An 11,935-nucleotide genomic window follows, 5' to 3' on the forward strand; every position below is an offset into this window, starting at 1 on the left:
TATAAAAACGTAAAATGGAACAGAACAAAGGACCCGTTTCACAATTTTTAGCTAGTAATTTTTTACATTTTAATGCTGCTTCAACTATAGATGCAGCCAAAGGGTATGAGGCACATCTTGCAGCCGGAGGAAAGATGCTTATTTCTTTGGCAGGTGCTATGAGTACGGCTGAACTAGGTATTTCTTTAGCCGAGATGATTCGCCAAGGAAAAGTAGATATTATCAGTTGTACAGGGGCCAATTTAGAGGAGGATATCATGAATTTGGTGGCTCATTCACAATATAAGCGAATACCCAATTATCGCGATTTAACGCCACAGGATGAATTGGATTTGTTGGAAAATAAATACAACCGCGTAACAGATACTTGTATTCCAGAAGAAGAGGCTTTTCGCAAGATTCAACATCACATTGAAAAAATATGGAAAGATGCTCAAGCGCAAGGAGAGCGCTATTTTCCACATGAATATATGTATAAGTTGTTGTTGAGCGGTGTGTTGGAACAAGATTATGAAATTGATCCAAAGAACTCGTGGATGTTGGCTGCTGCAGAACGCAATTTGCCTATTGTTGTTCCGGGATGGGAAGATTCAACGATGGGAAATATTTTCGCTTCTTATATAATCAAAGGAGAATTACAAGCGTCAACGGTAAAAAGCGGTATTGAATACATGGTTTGGTTGGCTGATTTCTACGAAAAAAATGCAGTAGACCAAGGAATCGGATTCTTCCAAATCGGAGGGGGAATTGCAGGAGATTTTTCTATGTGTGTTGCGCCAATGCTCGTACAAGATTTAGAGAAAAACGAAGTACTGAAATGGAGATATTACTGTCAAATTACGGATTCTACTACTTCGTATGGTTCGTATTCTGGATGTATTCCAAATGAGAAAATAACATGGGGAAAACTCGATGTAGATACACCAAGTTATGTTATTGAATCAGATGCTACTATTGTAGCCCCACTTATATTTGCTTGGATCTTAGGTAAATAGTTTAATTCTTTGCCAGTAGTTTGCTCGTGTTGTCGAACTACTGGTTTTTTATATCGGTTTATTTTTAATGGGCGATGTAGTAGGATTGATGAAAAAAGCCTAAATTAGTTTTGTACGCTAAAGGATACACCAACATGGCATTAAAAATTTATCCCGAATACCCACTTGATGAACTCGAACAACTAATCATCAATGGCAATAAAGTACCCTATGGGGAATTTTTAATTTATGGAGACTTGGTAGAATCACTCAGTCAAAGTGAACATGATTGGTATGTGTGGTATAGCCTAAGATTACCCTTTCACGATAATACGAGAATTCAACGAGCCAAGGCCGATGCTGAACTCGACTTTATCATTGTCTCTCGTTTTGGGATTATTGTATTAGAAGTTAAAGGAGGAAACGTTTTTATTGATCAAGGACGTTTTTGTTTTAAAGACGGAGACCATACCAAATGGCTCCCTCAGAATCCATTTGAACAAGTTAAAGGTTACAAATACACTTTGATGAATAAAGTTTTTCCAAACTTTAAACAGGTGCAATTTTGTGAAGCCGTAGCTTTTCCAACGACCAAAATAGCCATTGATAGCACCATCTATGATAAGAATTTGATTTACAGTGATTATACACGCAAAAATGACTATGAGAATATAGAGCATTTTCTCTTGCATATTTACAAGTATACCAAAGAAAAGCTAGAAAGTGTTCACCCGATTACCTTTAAGAAACTGAAGAAAAGTGATTTGAATTATATCGTGAACACCTTCAGTCCCAAAGTGCAAGATACAAATGTATTCGCTTCTAGAAACTCTTTTCAATGGCTCAAAGAGCGAAACTTAGATTATTTATACTCTTTAGCTGAAAACCCTCGTTTGATGATTGAAGGATCACCAGGAACAGGAAAAACAACGATGGCTATGGCGTATGCGGAAATGCAAGTAGAACGAGAGGGAATCTACCTCTGTTGGAATGCTTTGCTTTGTGCATATAATCAACAGCGATTTGAAGAAAGAAACGTGCGTATTGATTGTATTACGTTTAAGCAATTTATTGCAAAATATCACCCTCAATGTAGTGAAAAGGAAGTGTACTATTTGAAACCTAGAACATGTGCTAAATTAGTACAAGAAACGTTGACCTATTTGGAAGAAAACGACCAATTACCTGATTACGATTATATGATTGTGGATGAAGCTCAAGATTTATTTGATCGAAATTTGGCACTGTTACTTGATAAACTCTGTGGCGATGGACAAGGATTAACGCAAGGAAATGTCATGTTATTATACGATTTGGATCAGAGTTTTTCGCTTTTTGGTCGCGATGTAACCGAATATGCTTATTTTCTCAAAGATTATTTTACGCATTTCAAATTACATAAAATAAGGCGAAGTGCTCAAAAATCACAAATTCGTCAGATTGCGGAGCATATTCAGGAATCTCCTGAAGAATGGGAAGAAATAACGAATCATCAAGCGGAATACGATGAGATTGAACTGCGTTCTTTTGATGAAGTAGAAGTGCTAAAGCAAGCGATGAAAGCAGTAATTGACAGTATTAATGACCCTCAATCTTCTTTAGAGGCGGAAGATGTAATTGTCTTGGTACAAAGTAAAGTTTGGCAAAGACGAAATAATGTGGCAGATTTGATTGAAGAATTGCAGATGGAGGAATTAACTCCAGCCAATCTAACGTTAGCACCCACGAAGTTACAGTTTACAACTGCATTGAAATATAAAGGATTAGAACGTAAAAATGTTATTCTTATCGTAGATAAACCCGATCAGTTTACTCCTTTTGAATGGTACGTTGGATGTACGAGAGCTATTGATAATTTAAATATTTGGCAATTGCACACCTATCAAGAGCGCGAAGAGGAATAGTTTTTCCACAGAAATAAGTATTTTTGTATTCAACTGTAATGCCGTTATGTATGAGTGTAGCTGAACTTTTAAAAAAGAAACGAGAACTATTAGAACAAACTAATAAAGAAGAGGGAGCTATTTTTTTAGCGCAATTTTCTCAAAGAGCAAATGTTGTGGTATTGCCTTCGGGTATAAGTTATGAAATTCTCACCTTAGGAGAAGGGGAGAGAGCTACAGTAGAAGATGCTATTGTTTGTCATTATACAGGAACAAATGTAAAAGGCGAAGTGTTCGATAGCTCAATACAACGGGGTACTCCGAGTACATTCAAAATCAAAAAGTTAATCAAAGCGTATCAAGAGGTCGTGCCTTTACTGCCAATGGGCACCAAATTTATTATGGTTACACCGCCTGAATATGCCTATAAAGAAGAGCATATTAGTAAGGAAATTGGACCTTATAGTACGTTGCAATTTGAAGTTGAATTAATGGCGATTGCACCATAATTCAACGGAGCAACCTGTTTTATTCCTTGTCTTTTTTTGCTTTTTGACGAAGTACATAAAGATATAAACTTTCCGTTTTTTCTCTTGCCCATGGTGTTTTTCTCAAAAATTTTAGGGAAGAGTTGATACTTGGATCATGCGTAAAACAGCGTATATTGATTTGCTTTCCAAGGCCTTCAAAGCCTTGGTAATAGTCGACTAATTCTTCTACTATTTCTGCTAATTTTTTACCGTGTAATGGATCTTTAGACGTTTGCATTGATCTTGTTTTGAGCAAAGATATGTTTTTTGTTGGGACGATGAGGTATTGTGAACGTTCTTTAATAGAATAAATGCTCTTTCTCTAGAAAAATAAACTGCTAACGGATACCCGCTATCCATTAACAGATTCATTAATGAGCTTTACACGTAACTAATTTTGAGCTTTTTACGAAAATAGATTATTGTGGTTTCTTTTATTTTTGATTAAATTTAATTCAGATGAAAACCAGAACAAAAAAGAGAAAATACAGTAGAATAATCGGAGGTATTTTCATAGGTTTAATCGCAATGACCACAGTGTATATGATGCATCCAAAATTTGGTAAACGTCCATCAGGAGAGCGTTTAGAAAGAATCAAGAAATCGCCCAATTACAGAGATGGCAAATTTCAAAATCAGAATCATACCCCGCAACTCACCCAGTCTTTTACAACAGCGTTGTACGATTATCTATTTGCGAAATCTAACAAGAGTAAACCACCAGGAAAAGTTGCTTCAAAGGCTATTAATTGGCAGGAAGTACAAGAAAATCAATCGCAATTGATTTGGTTTGGACATTCTTCGTATTTGCTGAAAATAGAGGGGAAATACATTTTAGTAGATCCCGTTTTTAGCGGTAGTGCCTCTCCTATACCTGGAGGAACGAAATCTTTTGCAGGGACAGATATTGTGGTTGTGGAGGATTTACCTCCTATTGATTTACTCCTTATCTCTCACGATCACTATGATCACATGGATTATCAAACGTTAAAGGCATTACAACCCAAGGTAAAACAAGTAATTTGCGGACTAGGAGTAGGAGAACATTTAGCTTATTGGGGCTATGCGGCTGAACAGATTGCAGAAGGGGATTGGTGGGATGAATTTCCCTTAGCAGATGGGTTTCGATTAACTTTAACACCTGCTCGTCATTTCTCTGGAAGAAGCATTTTTTCAGCTAATACACTATGGACCTCATTTGTCTTGGAAACGCCAAGTAAAAAACTATATTTAGGGGGAGATAGTGGATATGATACACATTTCAAAGCAATAGGAGATCGTTTTGGACCTTTTGATTTAGCTATCTTAGAAAATGGTCAATACGACCTGAGTTGGAAATACATTCACATGATGCCAGAGGAAGTGGTGCAAGCAGCAAAAGACTTACAAACACGTGTTTTATTTCCGGTGCATTCGGCTAAGTTTGTTTTGGCTAATCACGCTTGGAATGAACCTTTAGAGCGAATTGCACAAGAGAGCATACAACAAAATATGCCTATCATTACGCCTCTAATTGGAGAATGTGTAAATTTAGATCAGATGCAAACTTTACCTACGTATTGGTGGAAATAATAATGTACATATGATAGAATCGGTGGATTTATTTGGTATTCATCTTGCTTGTTATACCAAGAGTAAAAAAGCAGGAGAACAAGTAATGAAAGAATATGGTGTTTCTTTTATTATATCTGGTGAATTAGAGGCTTTTGATGGAAAAACCAAGTACTTCTATAGAAAAGGGGATATGATTGTGTATCGCAAAAATGCCTTGATTCGATTTGTTAAATATCCTTATAAAGAAGAGGCTTTTCAGGCAATTTCTGTTGTGTTAGATGAGGTATTATTACAAGAATTTGCCCGTACGGTCGACCTAAAGCTTGAAAAGAAAAGTATGCCCAATCTCTTGCGATTAGAACCAGATGAGTTACTGACAGATTACTTTACAACAGTTCGCAATTGGTTTCACTATCAGGTGGATAATCAACAGCTTATTACGCTCAAAAAGAAAGAATTGATTCACTTACTTTATCGTCATAATGCAAGTTTACTACCTATTTTTTTTGATTTTGCTCAGCCGGGAAAAGTAGATTTAGAAAGCTATATGAATACGCATTTTCGATTCAATATTCCGCTGGCCGATTTTGCTTTTTTGACAGGAAGAAGTCTGGCCTCATTTAAACGAGATTTTGAAAAAATATTCCATAATTCGCCAAGCAAGTGGTTGGTGAGTAAAAGGCTAGATGAAGCGTATTACTTACTCGAACAAAAAAATATGAAGGTAAAAGAGGTCTATTTGGAAGTGGGATTTGAAACATTAGCTCATTTTTCTCATGCATTCAAACAGAAATTTGGTATCAATCCATCTACTTTATAACAAAGACTTCTAAATAGTAAGAGGTTGATTTTTAGAAGTAAATCATAGTAAGATACGAAGAAAAAAGAAGAAAAAGGCTGTGAAAAATCAGTTTTTTGAAGTTAAAAAAGGGAGAACTTTATGTTAGAAAATAAAAACACTATGAAACAAAGAGTACCCATTTCGCAAATTATGACTAAGGTATTAATCGCAGTACCAACTACAAAGAAAATCAGTGAAGTCAATCAATTATTTACCGATTATAACATCAGGCATATTCCCGTAGTGGAAGGGGAGCAATTGGTGGGCATTATCTCGAGTAATGATATTTTAAAAATAGGATATAGCACTGCAAATATGGACGTAGAGGCAATTCATGCAATCTATGACTCCTATAAATTAGAGGATATTATGACGGTTGATCCCGTTGTAGTACAAGAGGATATAACGATAAAAGAAGTAGCCGAATTATTGGTTGAACAACAATTCCACTCATTACCCGTGGTAGGCAAAAATAAGGCCTTGGTGGGAATTGTTACAACCACAGACCTCATTAATTATTTAATCGCTCAGTATTAAAAAATACATGAGATTTGCTTTTTAACCTTCTATTCTTTGGAGTAGAAGGTTTTTTGTATTGTAAATTGTGCTTTTATGCCTCAAAACCCATAATCACATCCCCCAAAAAAGCAAAAAAGTAAAAAACAAAAGTCCTACCTTTGTAGCTAACCCAAGTGAATTGAAAATGAATTCTTTTGTTGCTTTAGATTTTGAGACAGCCAATCAACATAGAAGTAGTGTATGTAGTATTGGATTGGTATTTGTTGAAAACAGACAAATTGTCGATAAGTATTATGAATTAATTAAACCAGTTCCCAACTTTTATAGTTATTGGAATACGCAAGTTCACGGATTGACGCAACGGGATACGGCTCAAGCTGAGGAATTTCCCGAAATATGGGAATATTTGCTAACGCGCATCAAAGACTTGCCTTTAGTGGCACATAATAGTGCTTTTGACCAAAGTTGTTTGAAGGCGGTATTGGCGAGCTATAATCTACCCATTCATCAAAATCCATTTTACTGTACGTTTCGAAAATCGAAAAGTGTATTTCCTACATTACCGAATCACAAGCTCAATACGGTATCTGAATATTTGGGGTTTAAACTAGATAATCACCATCATGCTTTGGCCGATGCAGAAGCTTGTGCACATATTGCCTTACACGTATTTTAGAAGCATAAAAGAGAAATGAATTATTTTATTATAGGTGATATTCACGGCTGTTACTATACCTTTTGTCAATTGTTAACGCATTGGAATAGGGAAGAAGAAACGCTAATCCTCGTTGGAGATTTGATTGATCGTGGAAATTACAGTGCCCGTGTTTTGAAAATATGCATGGAATTAACTGCAACCCACGACAATGTAGTTGTACTCAAAGGGAATCACGAAGCTGAACTTATTCAATATGTTATAGAAGGTCACAACGATAATTGGACCAGCCAAGGAGGTGATTTAACGCTGCTAAATTTTGAGGAAAATCAACTGCAAACGAAAGATTACATCAAGTGGTTACAAGCGTTGCCCCTAAAGTTTGAAACCCCTCATTTTATTGTTACCCATGCTGGAATTACGGAAACAGAAAACCCTTTTCTGGAAGAACATGACGATAGTGTATTGTGGAATAGAAAACCTCTAGCGAATATTGGTCTACTGCAAATCCATGGGCATACACCTTTGCGTATGAATCAAGCCCAATATACCCCTATATCTAATTCTTGGAATATTGATACAGGGGCCTATTATGGTTTTGGCTTGACGGGATTGCGTATTGAAGCAGAAGCTCAAGTACAAAATCCTATTACAATAAAAACGGATCAAAGAGATTGTAATCTAGACATTCGTTAGGTATAGAAAAACGGAGGTTCCTTTGCCAGAATCGGATTTTATTTTTAATTGTGCTCCGATGAGCTGCGCTCTTTCTTTCATATTCTCCAATCCGATCCCGCGTTGGGTACTATATTTAATTCCCTTTCCATTGTCCTTGATACTCAGTACAATTGTATGGTCTTCCATTGCAATTTTAAGTTGGCATGCCGCTGCATTGGCGTGTTTATTTACGTTTTGGAAAGCTTCTTGAATAATCTGATAAATGTTGACTTTTTGTACCGTGCTCAAATGTTCTAAGCAAAGGTTAGGTTCGTAAACAATAGAAAATACTGTTTTGATTTTGTTGGTTTGTTTTTGAACTAATTCTGTCAATAAATTCTCAAATGACTTGTTCTGAAAGATATTTTGCTGGGAAAATGAGTGCGAAATATCGCGTACTTTATTTTCTAGATGAACTAATTCGTCTACCAACATATTTTTCAAAGTTTTGTTGGGAATTTCTAACAACTGTGTGTTGAATCTCAACGTAAAAATACTATTGATAATCCCATCGTGTAAATCTTTGGCAATGCGATTGCGCTCTTTTAGGATGGTTACATTTTCTATGGTATTATTTTCAATTAACAAATTCATAATTTGTTCATTCTTTGATTTTTGGCTGTTGACGTGTTTTAAATCCTTGTTCTTATTTCTCATTCGAATGATAATCAAAATAAAAATCAATGTACCAATAACAATAAATGCCCCTAAATAGACAAAATAGATGCGCTGTTTGAGGGTTTCGTTTTCTTGTTCAAGAATTAATGTATTATACTCAATTTTAGCAAAACTCTCTAAGGTCTCTTTTTGTTTTGATTCGATTAGGTAGTTAACATCAATGAGTTCTTTGACTAAATATGAGGTTTGTGCATCTTTGTGTTGGGTTAAAATCTCTTCGATAATTTCCTTTTTATACCTGTAAAAGTTATGGGTATCTGCTGCAATATAAGCCTTCTCCAACCAAGCCAGAGATTGCTCTTTTTTGTTTTGCTCTAAATAAAAATTGGAAATTAACATTGACATATCAACTGCATAAAATGGATGATTGAGTTTCTCGTAGATTTCATAAGACTCCGTCAAACGTTTAATGATATCACTATCTTGTTTTTGCGAATACAACGCCATGTGATACGTACTATTTAAATGGGCATAAACTTGTATGGATGTCGGCGCCTTTTGATAATAAGCTAAGGCATTTAATGCGTATTTTTCGGCTTGTTTATATTCTTTTGACTCTTGATAATTCATGGCAATATTTCCTAATAGATTAGCCATAGCTAAATTGTAGGTATCAACAGGTAAAATTTGATAAACACCTTCATCTTCTTTGAGCATGTTATAGGTCTCTAACAAGATTTGTGTCGCGTTATCAAGTTCGTAATAGTAGAGGTAGTAAAATGACTTTAATTGATTGGCTTCAATGAGAATCGGACTATTTGGATACTTTTGAAGGATTTTAAGTGCTTTGTACAATCTAGCTTCGGATTCTTTTTCAAAACCAACTTCATACAATAGACGGGCTTGATAGAATGTATTCTCAGCTAAGGCTAAACTATCTGCTGTTTTTTTGTATAACGACTCTGCTTTTAAATAGTATTGATAAACACTATCTAATTGTTGGTTATCGTGATAAAAAGCAGCTTTTTTCTCATAAATTTGAGCCAATCGATTATAGTCGTGCTGTTTTTTTGCATCGCGTTCAGCGATGGCTGTAAGCGCAAAAAAAGCCTCTTTATGACCAGAATAACGCAAACTATTAAGTACACTGTCAATATAGGGTTGTTGTTCAATGGTGTTGGCTAGACTTTTGATTTTAATTACATCAACTTCATATTTTTTGAAGATACTGTCTTTCTCTGCTGGAGTTCGTTTAATCGCATATAAGTTGTCTAGATCTACTTGGTGTTTGGATTGTTTGTAATTACAGCTTGACAATAAAAGTAAAGCCATAAAAACAAATGCAATAGATTTAAAAGATTGGGAAAGGGGAAGAAACATGAAAAGTGTTTGTTGTTGGTTAGTTTTTAGGTAATTGTATCGTGACTATGGTGTATTTATCTAGTTGAGAGTCGATGGTTAATTGACCGTTGTGTATCTTAATGATTTTAAATGCTAGAGATAAACCTAATCCTGTTCCTTGGATAGGAAGTGCGTTCGATGAACGATAAAAAGGTAAGGTTAATTTTTCCATATCATCCGTTTTAATGCCAATTCCATAATCCTTAATTTGAATAATGATTGCTGTATCTGTACTATCTATAATTAAGTCAACGGTCTGATTGAAGGAGAATTTATCCGCATTTAAAATAATATTAGATAGGGCAAGACTCAAAAGTTGTTGGTTGCCTTTGAGGTGTAACTTGTGAAGTTCTTCTGTTGTCTGCACCACAAAATTCAATTTTAACTCTTTGTGATGCAACATTAAATTGTCAATTGTTTGCCACCAGAAGGTTTCAAAATCCAATGGAGATAAATCACAGTTAACCTGATCTAATTTTGCTAAGGTCAATAAGTTATTAATAATTTGATCGGTGTAAATTGTATCTTGTATAATAGACTGTAAAGCTTGTTGATAGGCTTGTGGTGCTCTTTCTTGAGTCAAGGTAATTTCAGCCGTTCCCAATACTGCAGCAATAGGTGTTTTTAGTTCATGAGAAGCATGAGCCACAAAAGCTTTTTGACTCTCAAAGGACTCATGTAAACGCTCAAATAAGGTATTAATCGCTTCACTCAACGTTCGGATCTCATCTTTAGACATCTCAGTAGTAGAAATGGGTTCTGCTAACGTATCTACGTTTCTCGATTGTACGTGTTGAATGATTTTTTTTATCGGTTTTAGAAAAGATTCCGCAAACAAACGAGAGAGCAGCAATGTAATTAACAAGGCAATTAACAAGCTGATGAACATAATAGAACGCAGTTGTTTTAAGGCATCTAATCCTGTTTGATCCACGGCTTTCGCCATAATGATATAATCTCCTGAATTGTCTTTGTATAAAACACCAAATACGTAGTTATCTCCTTGTTTAAACCACACTCTATTTTCGTCTACAACGGCTTGTAGGATTTCTTTGTCCCATTTTAATTCATTTTCCTCAATAAAGATTGGATTAAAATCAAGGGTGTAAATGCGAATTTGTTCTTTGGGAAGTGTACGAGGAAATTTGCGTAAGACTTCTTGAAACTCCGCATAGGTGAAATTGTCTTCTGCCAAATAATTATGACCAACAATATAGGCTCGATCCTCTAGTTGTTTGAAAAAGTTCTTCTGCCAATGATTCGCTACTACAAAATAGATAGCGATTAGCACAATAGAAAGTAATATGGTAAATAGACCTAAAAATTGGAGCGATAGTCGAGTGCGAATTTTCATAAAAAAGTCTTTTGCGTATACAGTATATTTAGGCTATGAGTTGCAATCAATCTTTCCATTAAAAGATGAATTGCTTTTTGTTGTTGGTTATGGCTATGTCAAAAACAGTGCGTACTAACGTATGGTTCATTCCCAAATATAAATGCCACGTAAATATAGGTAGCTTTGGTTTACTTTGCGATGATTCACCCCTAAAGTAAGGAATTATACTTAAATTACAATTGTGTCCCACAGGGTTTATGTTAATTCGTTACATGGCGTAAATCTACTATTTATTTTTAGTACTGTTGTCATGGCTTGTCAAAGCTGTTAAAAAAATAATCGCAAAATAGTATAAAAAAACGGAGTAAAAGATGTCTTTTACTCCGTTTGCAAGGACTATTTTTGAAGATAGTCTTATTTTTTTACGCGAATTTCTTGTGCTTCGTATTCGTCTTGATCTGCTGTAAAGATTTTAAATTTCACTTCAAAACCTTCTGGTACGTAAATTACAATTGGCATTCTTCCATTGTAACGTGTCGTTTCAGGTTGTCCTGATACAAAAAGATGTCTTTTTGGAGCGTCAGGACATGCCATTTGCGTTGAAAATGCATCTCCTTTGCTTTGGAATACATAGTAGTCATATCCCCAACCTTGTAGATCTTTTTTCTCTAAAGTTCCCATTAAACCATAGTTGTTACAACCATCTACTTCCATCATTTTTCCTACTCTAAATTCAATTTTTTTATTATTGTCTTGAGCAGAATGAGGAACTTCAATGACCATTTGTTTGTATCCCTTTTCTGGTTTTGGAAAAACAGATACATCTACTTTTTGCGCCATACTTGCTGTAGTTAAACTTAAAAAAACAATGAATAATCCGATTACTTTTATCATACTAAACTTTTTG

General features: G+C 35.2%; 12 protein-coding genes. 8 read left to right on the forward strand and 4 right to left on the reverse strand.

Going from position 1 to position 11,935, the window contains the following annotated elements; all coding sequences use genetic code 11:
* The first annotated feature begins 14 nt into the window (after positions 1–14).
* The 3 genes from HX004_RS06895 to HX004_RS06905 all read left to right on the forward strand — a co-directional run bounded on the left by HX004_RS06895 (position 15) and on the right by HX004_RS06905 (position 3,366).
* On the forward strand, positions 15–995 hold the full coding sequence (locus tag HX004_RS06895) for a deoxyhypusine synthase family protein (RefSeq protein ID WP_286441613.1): 981 nt from the start codon (positions 15–17) through the stop codon (positions 993–995).
* Positions 996–1,129: 134 nt separating this feature from the next.
* The gene (locus HX004_RS06900) at positions 1,130–2,878 is read left to right on the forward strand and encodes a nuclease-related domain-containing DEAD/DEAH box helicase (protein WP_286441614.1); all 1,749 of its coding nucleotides are present in this window, start codon (positions 1,130–1,132) and stop codon (positions 2,876–2,878) included.
* 50 nt (positions 2,879–2,928) lie between these two features.
* Positions 2,929–3,366 (forward strand): FKBP-type peptidyl-prolyl cis-trans isomerase, encoded by a 438-nt coding sequence (locus HX004_RS06905; RefSeq protein ID WP_286441617.1) that lies wholly within the window; start codon positions 2,929–2,931, stop codon positions 3,364–3,366.
* A gap of 19 nt (positions 3,367–3,385) precedes the next feature.
* Here the strand turns inward: HX004_RS06905 and HX004_RS06910 are convergent, their stop codons facing one another.
* Positions 3,386–3,625, reverse strand: a complete 240-nt coding sequence (locus HX004_RS06910) for a VF530 family protein (protein ID WP_286441619.1) — start codon at positions 3,623–3,625, stop codon at positions 3,386–3,388.
* Between the two features lie 221 nt (positions 3,626–3,846).
* On the opposite strand from HX004_RS06910, the gene HX004_RS06915 reads away from it, so the two are divergent.
* The 5 genes from HX004_RS06915 (at position 3,847) to HX004_RS06935 (ending at position 7,652) form a co-directional block, all read left to right on the forward strand.
* Positions 3,847–4,959, forward strand: a complete 1,113-nt coding sequence (locus HX004_RS06915; RefSeq protein ID WP_286441622.1) for an MBL fold metallo-hydrolase — start codon at positions 3,847–3,849, stop codon at positions 4,957–4,959.
* A gap of 10 nt (positions 4,960–4,969) precedes the next feature.
* Positions 4,970–5,761, forward strand: coding sequence for a helix-turn-helix domain-containing protein (locus HX004_RS06920; RefSeq protein WP_286441623.1), 792 nt, complete (start codon positions 4,970–4,972; stop codon positions 5,759–5,761).
* Positions 5,762–5,902: 141 nt separating this feature from the next.
* On the forward strand, positions 5,903–6,319 hold the full coding sequence (locus tag HX004_RS06925; protein ID WP_286441624.1) for a CBS domain-containing protein: 417 nt from the start codon (positions 5,903–5,905) through the stop codon (positions 6,317–6,319).
* A gap of 166 nt (positions 6,320–6,485) precedes the next feature.
* Entirely contained in the window at positions 6,486–6,977 is a 492-nt protein-coding gene (locus HX004_RS06930; protein ID WP_286441625.1) for a 3'-5' exonuclease, read from the forward strand.
* 15 nt (positions 6,978–6,992) lie between these two features.
* Positions 6,993–7,652 carry a metallophosphoesterase gene (locus HX004_RS06935; protein WP_286441627.1) on the forward strand — a complete coding sequence of 220 codons (660 nt, stop codon included), beginning with the start codon at positions 6,993–6,995 and terminating at the stop codon, positions 7,650–7,652.
* Here HX004_RS06935 and HX004_RS06940 read toward each other — a convergent pair.
* From HX004_RS06940 to HX004_RS06950, 3 genes are all read right to left on the reverse strand, one after another.
* A complete protein-coding gene (locus HX004_RS06940) occupies positions 7,638–9,623 on the reverse strand; it encodes a sensor histidine kinase (protein WP_286441629.1) in 1,986 nt (661 codons plus the stop codon). The two genes, HX004_RS06935 and HX004_RS06940, sit on opposite strands and share 15 nt — an antisense overlap.
* A gap of 67 nt (positions 9,624–9,690) precedes the next feature.
* Positions 9,691–11,046 (reverse strand): sensor histidine kinase, encoded by a 1,356-nt coding sequence (locus HX004_RS06945; protein ID WP_286441630.1) that lies wholly within the window; start codon positions 11,044–11,046, stop codon positions 9,691–9,693.
* Positions 11,047–11,442: 396 nt separating this feature from the next.
* On the reverse strand, positions 11,443–11,922 hold the full coding sequence (locus tag HX004_RS06950; protein ID WP_286441632.1) for an ecotin: 480 nt from the start codon (positions 11,920–11,922) through the stop codon (positions 11,443–11,445).
* Positions 11,923–11,935: the final 13 nt, after the last annotated feature.

This window comes from Myroides sp. 1354 (assembly GCF_030324495.1).
Taxonomy (GTDB): Bacteria; Bacteroidota; Bacteroidia; order Flavobacteriales; family Flavobacteriaceae; genus Flavobacterium.